Source organism: Hydrogenophaga bisanensis (genome assembly GCF_042665135.1).
GTDB classification, from domain to species: domain Bacteria; phylum Pseudomonadota; class Gammaproteobacteria; order Burkholderiales; family Burkholderiaceae_C; genus Hydrogenophaga; species Hydrogenophaga bisanensis.
Genome location: NZ_JBHTBX010000001.1, coordinates 145,579 through 160,474, shown reverse-complemented (window position 1 = coordinate 160,474; position 14,896 = coordinate 145,579). Strand labels below are relative to the sequence as shown.

The 14,896-nt window shown below is 64.3% G+C and carries 13 protein-coding genes; 11 read left to right on the top strand and 2 right to left on the bottom strand.

The features are described from left to right. The first annotated feature begins 153 nt into the window (after window positions 1–153). The 4 genes from ACFQNJ_RS00785 to pgeF are packed head-to-tail and all read left to right on the top strand — an operon-like array spanning window position 154 to window position 4,064. A complete protein-coding gene (locus tag ACFQNJ_RS00785) occupies window positions 154–1,683 on the top strand; it encodes a thymidine phosphorylase family protein (protein ID WP_382253612.1) in 1,530 nt (509 codons plus the stop codon). 2 nt (window positions 1,684–1,685) lie between these two features. Beyond that, window positions 1,686–2,597: a ribose-phosphate diphosphokinase gene (locus ACFQNJ_RS00780; RefSeq protein WP_382253112.1), complete on the top strand. Its 912-nt coding sequence runs from the start codon at window positions 1,686–1,688 to the stop codon at window positions 2,595–2,597. Between the two features lie 28 nt (window positions 2,598–2,625). Beyond that, window positions 2,626–3,267 (top strand): maleylacetoacetate isomerase, encoded by a 642-nt coding sequence (gene maiA, locus ACFQNJ_RS00775; protein ID WP_374639202.1) that lies wholly within the window; start codon window positions 2,626–2,628, stop codon window positions 3,265–3,267. Beyond that, on the top strand, window positions 3,267–4,064 hold the full coding sequence (gene pgeF, locus ACFQNJ_RS00770) for a peptidoglycan editing factor PgeF (RefSeq protein WP_382253110.1): 798 nt from the start codon (window positions 3,267–3,269) through the stop codon (window positions 4,062–4,064). The genes maiA and pgeF overlap by 1 nt, the downstream gene beginning before the upstream one ends. On the opposite strand, the gene ACFQNJ_RS00765 is transcribed toward pgeF, so the two are convergent. Further along, on the bottom strand, window positions 3,981–4,298 hold the full coding sequence (locus ACFQNJ_RS00765) for a hypothetical protein (protein ID WP_374639200.1): 318 nt from the start codon (window positions 4,296–4,298) through the stop codon (window positions 3,981–3,983). The genes pgeF and ACFQNJ_RS00765 overlap by 84 nt on opposite strands. 334 nt (window positions 4,299–4,632) lie before the next feature. Between ACFQNJ_RS00765 and ACFQNJ_RS00760 the strand changes: the two genes are divergently transcribed. The 4 genes from ACFQNJ_RS00760 (at window position 4,633) to dusA (ending at window position 9,367) form a co-directional block, all read left to right on the top strand. Next, window positions 4,633–6,255, top strand: coding sequence for a PHA/PHB synthase family protein (locus ACFQNJ_RS00760; RefSeq protein ID WP_417449321.1), 1,623 nt, complete (start codon window positions 4,633–4,635; stop codon window positions 6,253–6,255). A 60-nt stretch (window positions 6,256–6,315) separates the two neighbouring features. Beyond that, window positions 6,316–7,497, top strand: coding sequence for an acetyl-CoA C-acetyltransferase (locus tag ACFQNJ_RS00755; RefSeq protein WP_382253106.1), 1,182 nt, complete (start codon window positions 6,316–6,318; stop codon window positions 7,495–7,497). A gap of 52 nt (window positions 7,498–7,549) precedes the next feature. After that, on the top strand, window positions 7,550–8,287 hold the full coding sequence (phbB, locus tag ACFQNJ_RS00750) for an acetoacetyl-CoA reductase (protein WP_374639197.1): 738 nt from the start codon (window positions 7,550–7,552) through the stop codon (window positions 8,285–8,287). Window positions 8,288–8,356: 69 nt separating this feature from the next. Continuing rightward, a complete protein-coding gene (gene dusA / locus ACFQNJ_RS00745) occupies window positions 8,357–9,367 on the top strand; it encodes a tRNA dihydrouridine(20/20a) synthase DusA (RefSeq protein WP_382253104.1) in 1,011 nt (336 codons plus the stop codon). Window positions 9,368–9,383: 16 nt separating this feature from the next. On the opposite strand, the gene ACFQNJ_RS00740 is transcribed toward dusA, so the two are convergent. Continuing rightward, complete coding sequence (locus tag ACFQNJ_RS00740) at window positions 9,384–10,019, bottom strand: GntR family transcriptional regulator (RefSeq protein ID WP_382253102.1); 636 nt, start codon at window positions 10,017–10,019, stop codon at window positions 9,384–9,386. A 118-nt stretch (window positions 10,020–10,137) separates the two neighbouring features. Here ACFQNJ_RS00740 and scpA point away from each other — a divergent pair, with 118 nt between their 5' ends. The 3 genes from scpA to ACFQNJ_RS00725 are packed head-to-tail and all read left to right on the top strand — an operon-like array spanning window position 10,138 to window position 14,893. Continuing rightward, complete coding sequence (gene scpA, locus ACFQNJ_RS00735; RefSeq protein ID WP_382253101.1) at window positions 10,138–12,300, top strand: methylmalonyl-CoA mutase; 2,163 nt, start codon at window positions 10,138–10,140, stop codon at window positions 12,298–12,300. 16 nt (window positions 12,301–12,316) lie between these two features. Then, window positions 12,317–13,321: a methylmalonyl Co-A mutase-associated GTPase MeaB gene (gene meaB, locus ACFQNJ_RS00730; protein ID WP_382253100.1), complete on the top strand. Its 1,005-nt coding sequence runs from the start codon at window positions 12,317–12,319 to the stop codon at window positions 13,319–13,321. 39 nt (window positions 13,322–13,360) lie between these two features. Then, entirely contained in the window at window positions 13,361–14,893 is a 1,533-nt protein-coding gene (locus tag ACFQNJ_RS00725) for an acyl-CoA carboxylase subunit beta (protein WP_374639191.1), read from the top strand. Window positions 14,894–14,896 lie beyond the last annotated feature (3 nt).

Below are 14,896 nucleotides of genomic sequence, written 5' to 3'. Positions count from 1 at the left end.
GTCACGGTACACCGGTTTTGCGCTATCAGTGTAGTCATGGTGACACCCGATCCGCCGCCGGTGTATTGTTGAGGGCATATGCAGACCTCTCAAGAAAAAGACCCTGAACCAACCGCTCCTTGTGCCGCCGCTGCGCCGGTTAAAACCAATGGACTGAAGCTCAGGCGTGTGGCCATCGACACCTATCATGAGAACGTGGCCTACCTGCACCGCGACTGCGCGGTCTACCGGGCTGAAGGGTTTCAGGCGCTGTCCAAGGTGGAAGTCAAGGCCAATGGCCGCGAGATCCTGGCGACCCTGAACGTCGTGGATGACACGTCCATCGTCGGGTGCGATGAGCTGGGGGTGTCGGAGGATGCGTTCGCCCAGCTGGAAGTACCTGACGGGCATCCCGCGTCGGTGTCCCAGGCCGAGCCGCCCGAGTCGATTCCCGCGCTGTTTCGCAAGATCAATGGCGAACGTCTGGGGCGAGAGGATTTCCGATCCATCGTGCAGGACATCGCCGATCGGCGCTATTCGAAGATCGAGCTGACCGCGTTTGTGGTGGCCAGCAACCGCAGCGAGCTGGACCGTGAGGAGGTGTATTTCCTCACCGAAGCCATGATCGCCAGTGGCCGTCGCCTGGATTGGCGCGAGCCCCTGGTGGTGGACAAGCACTGCATCGGGGGCATTCCGGGCAACCGGACCTCGATGCTGGTAGTGCCCATCGTGGCGGCCTACGGCCTGGTGTTCCCCAAGACCTCATCGCGTGCGATCACCTCGCCCGCGGGCACGGCCGACACCATGGAGGTGCTGGCCAACGTGGAGTTACCGTTTGACCGCATGACCGAGATCGTGAGGCAGCATCGGGGTTGTCTGAGCTGGGGCGGCACGGCCGATCTTTCGCCGGCCGACGATGTGCTCATTTCGGTCGAGCGTCCGCTGTCCATCGATTCACCCGGGCAGATGGTGGCCTCCATCCTGTCCAAGAAGATTGCTGCGGGCTCCACCCATCTGGTGCTGGACATTCCGATCGGACCCACCGCCAAGGTCCGTTCGATGCCCGAAGCCCAGAAGTTGCGGCGCCTGTTCGAGTACGTCGCGCAGCGCCTGCACTTGTCGCTGGATGTGGTCATCACCGACGGGCGCCAGCCCGTCGGACGTGGAGTCGGTCCAGTTCTGGAAGCCCGGGATGTGATGCAGGTGCTGGAGAACGACCCCGACGCACCCAACGATCTGCGGCAGAAGTCCCTGAGGCTGGCGGGGCGGCTGATCGAATGCAGTCCGGACGTGCGGGGAGGGGATGGTTTTGCCATTGCGCGGGACATTCTGGACTCAGGACGCGCCCTCGCGCGGATGGAGGCCATCATCCACGCGCAGGGCGACAAGGCGTTCGACTGGAAGCATCCCTCCCTGGGCAAGCTCCAGTTGGAAGTCAGGGCTCCTCGCGCAGGTGTGGTCACCGGCATCGACAACCTGCAGGTGGCGCAAATTGCCCGGTTGGCCGGTGCACCCAAGGTGAGAGCGGCCGGTGTCGATCTGCGCTGCAAGCTGGGGGACGTGGTGTCGGAAGGGGATGTGCTCTATCGCGTGCATGCCAGCTATCCGGCCGATCTCGAATTTGCACGCCAGGCCACCGTTCGCCACAGTGGGTACCGCATCGGCAGCGCCGACGAGGTACCCCAAGTCTTTGTGGAGTTCTGAGGATGCCCGCACACGACGCCACGCCAGGGATGGTGCTGTCATTTGAAGAGGATCGCGAAAGGGCCGTCAGCTTGGCGCAGACCTGCGGGATGGCGCACGCGACAGTGGCCCGGCACCGTTTCCCGGACGGCGAGATCAAGCTCACCTTGCCCGCTAGCTTGCCGCCCTGTGTGGTGCTGTGGCGAGGCCTGGAGTACCCGAACGAGCGGCTGACCGAAATTCTGCTGCTGGCGGGCGCCGCGAGGGACCTCGGTGTCCGCAAGTTGACCCTGTTGGCACCCTATCTGGCCTACATGCGACAGGACATCGCCTTCTCCCCGGGAGAGGCGGTCAGCCAGCGCATCGTCGGTCGTTTTCTCGCGGGGCTGTTTGACGCCGTGGTGACGGTGGACCCGCATCTGCACCGTGTCGCCACTTTGCAGGAAGCCGTACCGGTGCCGGTGGCCGTCGCGCTCAGCGGCGCGCCGGTGCTGGCCGCCCATGTGGCGCAGCGGCGCAGCGATGTGGTGCTCATCGGTCCGGACGAAGAAGCCATGCAGTGGGTGGAGCAGGCCGCCGCCGGTCACGGCTGGGCCTACGGCGTGTGCCGCAAGGTGCGGCATGGCGACCGAAACGTGAGCATTGCTTTGCCCGAAGACCTCGATGTGGATGGGCGTGCGGTGGTGCTGATGGACGACGTGGCCAGCTCCGGCCATACCCTGGTCAAGACGTCACACGCCTTGTTTCAGGCTGGTGCGCGTTCGGTGGATGTGGCGGTCACGCACGCCCTGTTTGCCGGGGACGCGGTGGAACGTATCCGCGAAGCCGGCGTCGCGGAGATCTGGAGCACCGACTGCATCCCTCATGCCACCAACGCGGTCAGCATGGTCCCTACGCTGGCCCGGGCCTTGCAAGCGCATCATCTGAACGCCTGATTTCATCTCCACCTGTTCATCACAGATCATGAAGCTCTACAACTATTTCCGCTCATCGGCATCGTTTCGTGTGCGCATCGCGCTGGCCCTGAAGGGCCTGGACTACGACTACGTGCCCGTGCACCTGGCCAAAGGCGAGCACCGTCAGGCGGCCTATGCCGATCTGGCCGCCGACGGTCTGGTACCTTTGCTGGAACTGGACGACGGAACTCGGCTGTCCCAGTCCATGGCCATCATCGAGTTCCTGGATGAGCGCTATCCCGAACCCGCCCTGCTGCCGCCGGATGCGCTGGGGCGGGCCCGTGTGAGGGCGCTGTCGCAGTCGATTGCCTGCGAGATCCATCCCATCAACAACCTGCGCGTGCTCAAGTACCTGTCGGGCACCCTGAAGCTGGATGAGGACACCAAGAACGCCTGGTACCGCCACTGGGTCCGCACCGGATTGGAGGCATTCGAGCGCCAGCTGTCGCAGCAGCCACCATCACGCTACTGTGTTGGCGACACACCGTCCATGGCCGACTGTCTGCTGGTGCCCCAGATTTTCAATGGTCAGCGCTTCAACACCCCGCTGGATGGTCTGCCCCGCACCATGGGTGTTTTCGAGGCCTGCATGGCTTTGCCGGCGTTCCAGAAGGCGCAACCGTCGGCCTGTCCCGACTTCGAGGCCTGATGCGCTGGCCCGACTCCTGGCTCGTGCCGCAATGGCCGGCGCCCGACGGTGTCCGTGCCGTGTTCACCGGTCGGGAGGGTGGTGTGTCCCTGCCACCCTTTGATTCGTTCAATCTGGGGGATCACGTGCGTGACGACCCCCGGCATGTGCAATCGAACCGGACTGCCTTGCGGCGTGGCATCGGCGCGCGGCCCGTCTTTCTGCAGCAGGTCCATGGCACCCGGGTGATTGCCCTGGACGCCCACACGGCCGATGGCGCTCAGGCTGATGCCTGTCTGACGACCGAGTCGGGCGTGGCGTGCACCGTCATGGTGGCGGACTGTCTGCCCGTGCTCCTGACCGACTCGCTCGGACAGGTGGTGGCAGCCGCGCATGCCGGCTGGCGTGGGCTCGCAGGGGTGGATGGCCTGGGGGTGCTGGATGGCACGATACAGGCCATGCGCGACGTGCAGGCAAAGCAGGGGAGCACATCGGACCTGATGGCCTGGCTGGGGCCGTGCATCGGCCCCGACCACTTCGAGGTGGGGGACGAGGTGCGGCAAGCGTTTGCCGATGCGCGGTTCGATGTGTCTTCCACCTTCCGGCGGGGAGAGAAGCCTGGCAAGTGGATGGCCGACTTGCCGGGGCTGGCGCGTCAGCGTCTTTGGCGGGCCGGGGTGTCCGCGGTGTATGGCAATGACGGGTCTCTGAACTGGTGCACGGTGCACCAGGCGTCACGGTTCTTTTCGCACCGGCGGGACGCTGCCCGGTTCGGCAGCACCGGGCGCATGGCTGCCTGCATCTGGCGTGGTGAGTGATTCCCCTGGCACGGCATTTGCAGACTGCAGCGCTGCAAGTTCGGCCGCTTCCCGGGCCTTGATGGCTTTGCGGCGCTGCGGGGTGCGCATCAGGTAAACCACCAGTGCGACCGGCATCAAACCGTAAAGAAAAAACGTCACAATGGCCCCAAGCAGGGTGCCTGTGGTGTTGGAGGCTTCGGCCACCGACATCATCAGCACCACGTAGAGCCAGCCGATCACGACGAGGTACACGGACTCTCCTGCGCAACGAAGTGGAAAGGAATGTCAGCTTGCTGGAAGCCAACCAACAGACACTAGGGAAAACCCGGGGTCGCATCCAGACTGTCCGGATCATAAGCCCCAGGCAACAACCTCGGAGACAAGCATGACATCAGCAAAAGACCCTCAGCAGGGCTGGGTGGAGGCTGCCCAGCAGCTCCAGCAGCAGTTCATGGGTCAGTGGGCCCAGATGGCCCAATCCATGGCGCCGGCCGGTGGCGCAGCATCAGACCCTCTGGCCGTCTTCAAGAACTTCATGCCACCGGCGGGAGCTGCCCATCCTCTGGGCATGCCGTCCATGGCGGGCATGGGCAGCATGGCCGATCTGGGTGATGTCCTGAGCAAAGCGGCGGGGCATCAGGTTCGCATGGATCCTGCGCGGCTCCTCGAGATCCAGAACACCTACCTCAAGGAAGCGGTCGAGCTCTGGAACCAGGGCCTGCTGTCCCCCAAGCTCCAGGATCGCCGTTTCGCGTCGGAGGCCTGGAAGACCAATCCGGTCGCTGCATATGCCGCGGCGGTCTATCTGCTCAATGCCCGCACGCTGATGGCGATGGCCGAAGCGGTCGAGGGCGATGCCAAGACCAAGGCACGGGTGCGGTTTGCGGTCCAGCAATGGATCGATGCGACGGCACCCAGCAATTTCCTGGCATTCAACGCCGAGGCCCAGAAGAAGGCCGTTGACACCCAGGGCGAAAGCATCGCCAAGGGCGTGGCCAATCTGCTGCACGACCTCAAGCAAGGCCACGTTTCGATGACCGACGAGAGCGTGTTCGAGGTGGGCAAGAACGTGGCGACCACCGAGGGTGCCGTGGTCTTCGAGAACGAGCTGTTCCAGCTGATCGAATACAAGCCGTTGACACCCAAGGTCTATGAGAAGCCGTTCCTGCTGGTGCCACCCTGCATCAACAAGTTCTACATCCTCGACCTTCAGCCTGACAACTCCTTCATCCGCTACGCCGTGGAGCAGGGGCACCGCACCTTTGTGGTCAGCTGGCGCAACCCGGACCAGTCCATGGCCAACAAGACTTGGGACGAGTACATCGAGGATGCGGTGATCAAGGCGATCGGTGTGGTGCAGGACATCACCGGCGCACCGCAGATCAATGCGCTGGGTTTCTGTGTGGGTGGGACGATGCTGGGCACCGCGCTGGCGGTCATGGCGGCCCGTGGCCAAGAGCCCGTCGCCAGCGCGACCTTCCTGACCACCTTGCTCGATTTCACCGATACCGGTATTCTGGACGTGTTCATCGATGAGAACTTCGTCAAGTTCCGCGAGATGCAATTTGCCCAAGGCGGGCTGATGCCGGGGCGCGATCTGGCCACGACGTTCAGTTTCCTGCGGCCAAACGATCTGGTCTGGAACTACGTGGTGGGCAACTACCTCAAGGGCGAGACGCCTCCGCCGTTCGATCTGCTGTACTGGAACAGTGACAGCACCAACCTGCCGGGCCCTTGGTACGCGTGGTACCTGCGCAACCTGTATCTGGAGAACCGCTACACCAAACCCGGGACCGCCACGGTCTGTGGCGAGAAGATCGACTTCCGCCAGGTGAAGCTGCCGGTCTACATCTACGGCTCGCGAGAGGACCATATCGTGCCCATCGGTGGGGCCTATGGCAGCACGCAACTGCTGCCTGGCAAGAAGCGCTTTGTGATGGGCGCATCAGGCCACATCGCGGGTGTGATCAACCCGGCGAGCAAGGGCAAGCGAAGCCACTGGATCGGGCCGGCGAACAAGTTTCCCGCATCGGTGAACGACTGGATCGCCAGCGCCACCGAGCATCCGGGCAGCTGGTGGACCGACTGGTCCGACTGGCTCAAGACCCACGCCGGCAAGCAGGTCGCCGCGCCCAAGACCTACGGCAAGGGCAAACAGTACGCAGCCATCGAACCCGCGCCGGGCCGCTATGTGAAGGCGAAGGCCTGACAACCACCACCGGCACGCTCTGCCACCACCCATTTTCCTGATCTGAAGAGGAGCACACACATGGAAGACATCGTCATCGTTTCAGCCGCCCGGACCGCGGTGGGCAAGTTTGGCGGCACGCTGGCCAAGACACCCGCCACCGAACTCGGCAGCGTCGTCATCAAGGAACTTCTGCGCCGCACGGGACTGCCAGCCGATGCCGTGGGTGAAGTCATCATGGGACAGGTGCTGGCGGCTGGCGTGGGTCAGAACCCGGCCCGTCAGGCCATGATGAAGGCCGGCCTGGCCAAGGAGACCCCCGCGCTGACCATCAACGCCGTCTGCGGTTCGGGCCTGAAGGCCGTGATGCTGGCGGCACAGGCCGTGGCCTGGGGCGACAGCGAGATCGTGATCGCCGGCGGTCAGGAAAACATGAGCGCCAGCCCGCACGTGCTCAATGGCAGCCGCGATGGCCAACGCATGGGCGACTGGAAGATGGTCGACACCATGATTGTCGATGGCCTGTGGGACGTCTACAACCAGTACCACATGGGCATCACGGCCGAGAACGTGGCCAAGGCCCACGGCATCACGCGCGAGATGCAGGACGCGCTGGCGCTGGGCAGCCAGCAGAAGGCCTCGGCGGCGCAGGACGCCGGCAAGTTCAAGGACGAGATCGTCGGCGTAAGCATTCCCCAGCGCAAGGGCGACCCGGTCGTGTTCGACACCGACGAGTTCATCAACAAGAAGACCAATGCAGAAGCGCTGGCCGGTCTTCGTCCTGCCTTCGACAAGGCGGGCACCGTGACCGCCGGCAACGCCTCGGGCATCAACGACGGTGCCGCGGCTGTGATGGTCATGAGCGCCAAGAAGGCGGCGGCCCTGGGCCTGACGCCGCTGGCCCGCATCGCCGCCTTTGGCACCAGCGGTCTGGACCCGGCCACGATGGGCATGGGGCCGGTGCCTGCGTCGCAGAAGGCGCTGGCCCGCGCGGGCTGGAAGGCGGCCGATGTCGATCTGTTTGAACTCAACGAGGCCTTCGCCGCCCAGGCTTGCGCCGTCAACCAGGCGCTGGACATCGATCCGGCTAAGGTCAACGTCAACGGTGGCGCCATCGCCATCGGTCACCCCATTGGCGCTTCCGGATGCCGCATTCTGGTCACGCTGCTGCACGAGATGCAGCGCAGCGGTGCCAGGAAAGGCCTGGCCGCGCTGTGCATCGGCGGCGGCATGGGCGTGTCGCTGGCTGTCGAACGCGCCTGACCCCATTCAACATATTTTTCCGCCACACGGCACCACCTAGAGGAGCATCACAATGAGTCAAAAAGTCGCTTACGTCACCGGCGGCATGGGAGGCATCGGCACCGCCATCTGCCAGCGCCTGCACAAGGACGGGTTCAAGGTCATCGCCGGTTGCGGCCCCACCCGCGATTACCAGAAGTGGCTGGACGAGCAGAAGGCGCTGGGCTACACCTTCTATGCCTCGGTCGGCAATGTGGCCGAATGGAACTCGACCGTGGAGGCCTTCACCAAGGCCAAGGCTGAACACGGCTCGATCGATGTCCTGGTCAACAACGCCGGCATCACGCGCGACCGCATGTTCCTGAAGATGACCCGCGAGGACTGGGACGCGGTCATGAGCACCAACCTGGACTCGATGTTCAACGTGACCAAGCAGGTCGTGCCCGACATGGTCGAGAAGGGCTGGGGCCGCATCATCAACATCTCGTCGGTGAACGGCGAGAAAGGGCAGGCGGGCCAGACCAACTACTCGGCCGCCAAGGCGGGCATGCACGGTTTCTCCATGGCGCTGGCCCAGGAACTGGCCACCAAGGGCGTGACGGTCAACACCGTGAGCCCGGGCTACATCGGCACCGACATGGTCCGGGCCATCCGTCCCGACGTGCTGGAGAAGATCGTCGCGACGGTGCCGGTCAAGCGCCTGGGCGAACCCTCGGAAATCGCGTCCATCATTGCCTGGCTGGCCAGCGAAGAGGGCGGCTACGCCACCGGTGCCGACTTCTCGGTAAACGGCGGCCTGCACATGGGCTGAAGGCGTCTTCAGACGGTCAAGCCAACCCGCTTCGGCGGGTTTTTTTGTGGGCGCTGGGATAATCCGGGCATGTCTTCCGCTTTTTCTCCCTGGCGCATGTCCGTGGCCCCGATGATGGGTTGGACCGACCGCCATTGCCGTTACTTCCATCGGCTGCTGACCCGACACACCCTGCTGTACACCGAGATGGTGACGACGGGGGCACTGATCCATGGCAATGTCGACCAGCTCTTGCGGTTCAACGAGGAGGAGCACCCGGTGGCCCTGCAGCTCGGTGGCAGCGATCCGGCGGATCTGGCCCGCGCGGCGCGCATCGGGCAGGAACGAGGCTATGACGAGATCAACCTCAACTGTGGCTGCCCGTCCGAGCGCGTGCTCAAGGGCTCGTTCGGGGCGTGCCTGATGGGGGATCCGCGGCTGGTGGCCGATGGGGTGAAGGCCATGCGCGATGTGGTCGATGTGCCGGTGACGGTCAAGCACCGGATCGGCATCGACCGCGAGGAAAGCTACGCGTTTGTGCGCGACTTTGTCGGAACCGTGGCGGAGGCAGGTTGCGAGGTGTTCATCGTCCACGCACGAAACGCGTGGCTCAAGGGGCTGTCACCCAAGGAAAACCGGGAGATTCCGCCGCTGCGTTACGAACTGGTCCATCGCCTCAAGCAGGAGTTCCCGCACCTGACCATCGCCATCAATGGTGGCATCACGCAGGACGAACAGATCGCCGCACATCTGGAGCGGGTGGATGGTGTGATGGTCGGCCGAGAGGCTTACCACAACCCCTGGATCATGAGCCGCTGGGATGCCCTTTTCTTCGGGGATGACCGTCAAGCGGCGCTGACGCCCGAGGCGGTGGAACTTGCGATGCTCGACTACATGGAGCGCGCCCATGCCGAGGATGGCGCGCCGTGGTACTCGATTGCCTCTCACATGCTGGGGCTGCGCCATGGCCTGCGCGGTGCGCGCAAGTGGCGCCAGGTCTGGAGCGACCACCGCCTCAAGTCGCGGCCGGCCAGAGAGGTGTGGGCCATGGCCCGGGCACATGTTTCGGACGAGCCTGAGCCCGAGGCCGTGACCGGTTGATGGCAGGCCGTGGCGTTCAGGTGGCGGCTTCGAGGCCGTTGAGGAAGTGCTCCTGCATGCGCCGGGTGGCCTGGTCCCTCTGGTGAGCGAGGAGGGCGGCCATGATGGCCCGGTGTTCTTTCAGAGACTCGTCGATTCGGCCGGTCTTGAGCAGGGAGTTGTGCCGGTTGAGTTTCATGACCTTGCGCAGGTCGGCGACCATCTGTTGGCGCCAGCGGTTGTCGGCCATCTCCAGCAGCCGCATGTGGAACTGCTCGTTGATGGCGAAAAATCGGTCACGGTCGTTGACAGCGGTCTCCAGATCGTCATGGAGTGCCTTGAGCTCCTCTAGTTGTATAGCGGTGGCCCGTTCAGCGACGACACCCGCAGCGTCCGACTCCAGCAGCGACAGGAGGTGGTAGACATCGGCCAGATCCTTGTCGGACACTTCGGTCACGTAGGCGCCGCGGCGAACCTTCATGGTGACCAGGCCCTCGGCAGCCAGCACCTTCAGGGCCTCCCGCAACGGCGTGCGGCTGATCCCCAGCTCTTCGGCGATCTTTAGTTCATCGATCCAGCTGCCGGGCTCCAGTTCACGGCGGAAGATGCGTTGCCGAAGGAGTTCGGCCACCTCTTCATACAGGGCTCGGGGAGCGAGGGAAACACTGGACATGGTATGCGTGGCAGATGGGCTGGGGCGATTGTAAGCTGGTCGGAATATTTTGCATCAATAATTATGAATGATGTAAACTTACCAAGTTGTTCCCACCCGCCAAAACTGCGTCCTGACCATGACCGAGAAATCTCCTGAATTCGCTCCCGCCTGCCTTGAAGCCTGGGTCAAGGCTGCCCAGAAGTCAGCACCGGGTGGCGATCTGAGTGCCCTGAACTGGGTGACACCCGACGGCATCAGCGTCAAGCCGCTGTACACGGCCGAAGACACCAAGGACCTGCCGTACACCAACACGCTGCCGGGTTTCGAGCCTTATATCCGCGGCCCGCAGGCCACGATGTACGCGGTGCGGCCGTGGACCATCCGCCAGTACGCCGGTTTTTCCACCGCCGAGGAATCCAATGCCTTCTACCGCAAGGCGCTGGCGGCCGGCGGGCAGGGCGTGTCGGTGGCCTTTGACCTGGCCACCCACCGTGGCTACGACTCCGACCACCCGCGTGTGACCGGCGACGTCGGCAAGGCCGGCGTGGCGATCGACTCGGTGGAGGACATGAAGATCCTGTTCAACGAGATCCCGCTGGACAAGGTGTCGGTCTCGATGACCATGAACGGCGCGGTGCTGCCCATCCTGGCCGGCTACGTGGTGGCGGCGGAAGAGCAGGGCGTCTCGCAGGACAAATTGAGCGGAACCATCCAGAACGACATCCTCAAGGAGTTCATGGTCCGCAACACCTACATCTACCCGCCCGAGCCGTCGATGAAGATCATCGGCGACATCATCGAGTACACGGCCAAGCACATGCCGAAGTTCAACTCGATCTCGATCTCGGGCTACCACATGCAGGAAGCCGGCGCCAACCAGGCGCTGGAGATGGCCTTCACCCTGGCCGACGGCAAGGAATATGTGAAGACCGCCATCGCCAAGGGCATGGACGTGGACGAGTTCGCCGGTCGCCTGAGCTTCTTCTGGGCGGTGGGCATGAACTTCTACCTGGAGATCGCCAAGATGCGCGCGGGCCGCCTGCTGTGGTGCCGCATCATGAAGGGCTTCAACGCCAAGAACCCCAAGAGCCTGATGCTGCGCACGCACAGCCAGACCTCGGGTTGGTCTCTGACCGAGCAGGATCCGTACAACAACGTGGTGCGCACCACCATCGAGGCCATGGCTGCCGTGTTCGGCGGCACCCAGTCGCTGCACACCAACTCCTTTGACGAAGCCATCGCGCTGCCGACCGAATTCAGCGCCCGCATCGCGCGCAACACGCAGTTGATCATTCAGGAAGAGACGCACATCACCAACGTGGTCGACCCCTGGGCCGGCAGCTACATGATGGAGTCGCTGACCCAGCAGATGGCCGACGAGGCCTGGAAGATCATCGAGGAGGTCGATGCCATGGGCGGCATGACCAAGGCGGTGGACTCAGGCTGGGCCAAGCTGAAGATCGAGGCCGCCGCGGCCGAGAAACAGGCGCGCATCGACTCCGGCAAGGACGTGATCGTCGGCGTCAACAAGTACAAGCTCAAGCAGGAAGACGCCATCGACATCCTGGAGGTGGACAACGTCAAGGTGCGTGAGGCACAGATCGCCCGCCTGCAGGCCATCAAGGCCGGCCGCGACAACGCCAAGGTCCAGGCCGCGCTGGATGCGCTGACCGCCGCCGCCGAGTCTGGCCAGGGCAACTTGCTGGACCTGTCCATCCAGGCCATCCGCCTGCGCGCCACCGTCGGCGAAGTGTCCGACGCGCTGGAGAAGGTTTACGGGCGCCACCGCGCCGACACACAGAAGGTGACTGGGGTGTACGCCGCTGCTTACGACTCTGCCGAGGGCTGGGAACAGCTCAAGAAGGAAATCAGCGATTTCGCCGACGCGCAGGGCCGTCGCCCGCGCGTGATGATCGCCAAGCTCGGCCAGGACGGCCACGACCGCGGCGCCAAGGTGGTGGCCACGGCCTTTGCCGATCTGGGTTTCGATGTGGACATGGGCCCGCTGTTCCAGACGCCGGAGGAGTGTGCTCGCCAGGCGATCGAAAACGACGTGCACGCCGTGGGTGTGAGCACGCTGGCCGCCGGTCACAAGACCCTGGTGCCTGCCATCATCCAGGCCCTGAAGGACCAGGGCGCCGACGACATCGTGGTGTTCGTGGGTGGCGTGATCCCGCGCCAGGACTACGATTTTCTGTACGAGGCCGGCGTCAAGGGCGTCTATGGCCCAGGCACGCCGATCCCGGCCAGCGCCAAGGACGTGCTGGAGCAGATCAAGAAGGCGGTTGACGCCGCCTGACCGTCCGGACGCATCCGTGACCCCCGAACAGATCCAGACGGGCATCGTCGGCGGTGCGCCGGCCGTCCAGCGCCGCGCGATGGCCAAGGCCATCACGCTGCTGGAGTCCACCCGCCCCGACCACCGCCAGCAGGCCGATGCACTGTTGACCGGGCTGCTGCCGCACACCGGTGGTGCCTTTCGCCTGGGTATCAGCGGCGTGCCCGGCGTGGGCAAGAGCACCTTCATCGAGGCTTTGGGCCTGTACCTGATCGGCCAGGGCCACCGCGTGGCGGTCCTGGCGGTTGACCCTTCTTCCTCCGTATCCGGTGGCTCCATCCTGGGCGACAAGACGCGCATGGAGCACCTGAGCGTGCACGAGCGCGCCTACATCCGGCCCAGCCCGAGCAGCGGCACGCTGGGCGGCGTGGCTGAGAAAACACGTGAGGCCATGTTGGTCTGCGAGGCCGCGGGCTATGACGTGGTGATCGTCGAGACCGTGGGCGTGGGCCAGAGCGAGACCGCAGTGCACGGGATGACCGACATGTTCTGCCTGCTGCAGTTGCCCAACGCCGGAGACGATTTGCAGGCGATCAAGAAGGGCGTGATGGAACTGGCCGATCTGGTCGTCATCAACAAGGCCGACATCGATCCCGACGCCGCCACCCGCGCCCGAGCGCAGATCACTTCGTCGCTGCGCCTGCTGGGCCTGCACGGCAACCCGGATCACATGCACCACGACCAAGCCATCTGGCACCCGCAGGTGATCCAGATCAGCGCGCTGCACGGGCAGGGCGTGGACAACTTCTGGTCGGCGGTGAGCGAATTCAGACGCCTGCAGACCTCCAATGGCCGACTGGCCGGGCGTCGCCAGCAGCAGGCCCGAGCGTGGATGTGGGAACGCATCGACGCCGGCCTCAAGCAGCGCTTTCGCGAGCACCCGCGGGTGCGCGAGCGGCTGGACCTTTTCACACAGCAGGTGCAGGGGGGGCAGCTGGCCGCGTCCACCGCCGCCCGGCAACTGCTCGAACTGTTTGACTGATCGGGCCTGGCCCGACAACCGTTTTCACCGGAGACCACCATGCAAGACATCCTGGACCAACTGGAAAAGAAGCGCGCCGCGGCGCGCCTGGGCGGGGGCGAGAAGCGCATCGCTGCCCAGCACAGCAAGGGCAAGCTGACCGCACGTGAGCGCATCGAGGTGCTGCTGGACGAAGGCACCTTCGAAGAGTGGGACATGTTCGTGGAGCACCGCTGTGTCGACTTCGGCATGCAGGACCAGAAGATCCCGGGCGATGGCGTCGTGACCGGCTACGGCATGATCAATGGCCGCCTGGTGTTTGTGTTCAGCCAGGACTTCACCGTCTTCGGCGGCGCGCTCTCTGAGGCACACGCCGAGAAGATCTGCAAGATCATGGACCAGGCCATGAAGGTCGGCGCGCCGGTGATCGGCCTCAACGATTCGGGCGGCGCCCGCATCCAGGAAGGCGTGGCCTCGCTCGGTGGCTATGCCGAGGTGTTCCAGCGCAACGTGATGGCCTCGGGCGTGATCCCGCAGATCAGCATGATCATGGGCCCCTCGGCCGGTGGCGCCGTGTACTCGCCGGCCATGACCGACTTCATCTTCATGGTCAAGGACTCAAGCTACATGTTTGTGACCGGCCCCGAAGTGGTGAAGACGGTGACGCATGAAGAAGTGACCGCCGAAGAGCTGGGCGGTGCCGTGACGCACAACACCAAGAGCGGCGTGGCCGATGGTGCCTTCGAGAACGATGTGGAGGCGCTGCTGATGCTGCGCCGCCTCTACAACTACCTGCCGCTCAACAACAAGGAAAAGGCGCCCGTGCGCCCCAGCGGCGACCCGATCGACCGCGCCGACAGCAGCCTGAACACCCTGGTGCCAGACAACCCGAACAAGCCCTATGACATGAAGGAGCTGATCCTCAAGACGGTCGACGACGGCGACTTCTTCGAGATCCAGCCCGACTACGCCAAGAACATCATCATCGGCTTTGCCCGCATGGACGGCCAGACGGTGGGCATCGTGGCCAACCAGCCGCTGGTGCTGGCAGGCTGCCTGGACATCAAGAGCTCGATCAAGGCCGCGCGTTTCGTGCGCTTCTGCGACGCGTTCAACATCCCCGTCATCACCTTCGTGGACGTGCCCGGTTTCATGCCTGGCACCAGCCAGGAGTACGGCGGCATCATCAAGCACGGCGCCAAGCTGCTCTACGCCTACGCCGAGTGCACCGTGCCCAAGATCACGGTGATCACCCGCAAGGCCTACGGTGGCGCCTACGACGTGATGGCCTCCAAGCACCTGCGTGGTGACGTGAACTTCGCCTGGCCCAACGCCGAGATCGCGGTGATGGGTGCCAAGGGCGCGGTGGAGATCATCTTCCGCGAAGAGAAGAAGGACCCGGCCAAACTGGCCGAGCGCGAGGCCGAGTACAAGGCCCGGTTCGCCAACCCCTTCGTGGCTGGCGCGCGCGGCTTCATCGACGACGTGATCCTGCCGTCGGAGACCCGCAAGCGCATCTGCCGCAGTCTCGTGATGTTGAAAGACAAGAAGATCGAGAACCCCTGGCGCAAGCACGGCAACATCCCGCTCTGATCG

Excerpts from the sequence above, each read along its gene's own strand:
- ACFQNJ_RS00755 (WP_382253106.1), top strand. The coding sequence starts at position 6,316 with ATGGAAGACATCGTCATCGTTTCAGCCGCCCGGACCGCGGTGGGCAAG.
- ACFQNJ_RS00740 (WP_382253102.1), bottom strand. The coding sequence starts at position 10,019 with ATGTCCAGTGTTTCCCTCGCTCCCCGAGCCCTGTATGAAGAGGTGGCC.
- pgeF (WP_382253110.1), top strand. The coding sequence starts at position 3,267 with ATGCGCTGGCCCGACTCCTGGCTCGTGCCGCAATGGCCGGCGCCCGAC.
- phbB (WP_374639197.1), top strand. The coding sequence starts at position 7,550 with ATGAGTCAAAAAGTCGCTTACGTCACCGGCGGCATGGGAGGCATCGGC.
- dusA (WP_382253104.1), top strand. The coding sequence starts at position 8,357 with ATGTCTTCCGCTTTTTCTCCCTGGCGCATGTCCGTGGCCCCGATGATG.
- ACFQNJ_RS00725 (WP_374639191.1), top strand. The coding sequence starts at position 13,361 with ATGCAAGACATCCTGGACCAACTGGAAAAGAAGCGCGCCGCGGCGCGC.
- ACFQNJ_RS00780 (WP_382253112.1), top strand. The coding sequence starts at position 1,686 with ATGCCCGCACACGACGCCACGCCAGGGATGGTGCTGTCATTTGAAGAG.
- scpA (WP_382253101.1), top strand. The coding sequence starts at position 10,138 with ATGACCGAGAAATCTCCTGAATTCGCTCCCGCCTGCCTTGAAGCCTGG.
- maiA (WP_374639202.1), top strand. The coding sequence starts at position 2,626 with ATGAAGCTCTACAACTATTTCCGCTCATCGGCATCGTTTCGTGTGCGC.
- ACFQNJ_RS00760 (WP_417449321.1), top strand. The coding sequence starts at position 4,633 with ATGGGCAGCATGGCCGATCTGGGTGATGTCCTGAGCAAAGCGGCGGGG.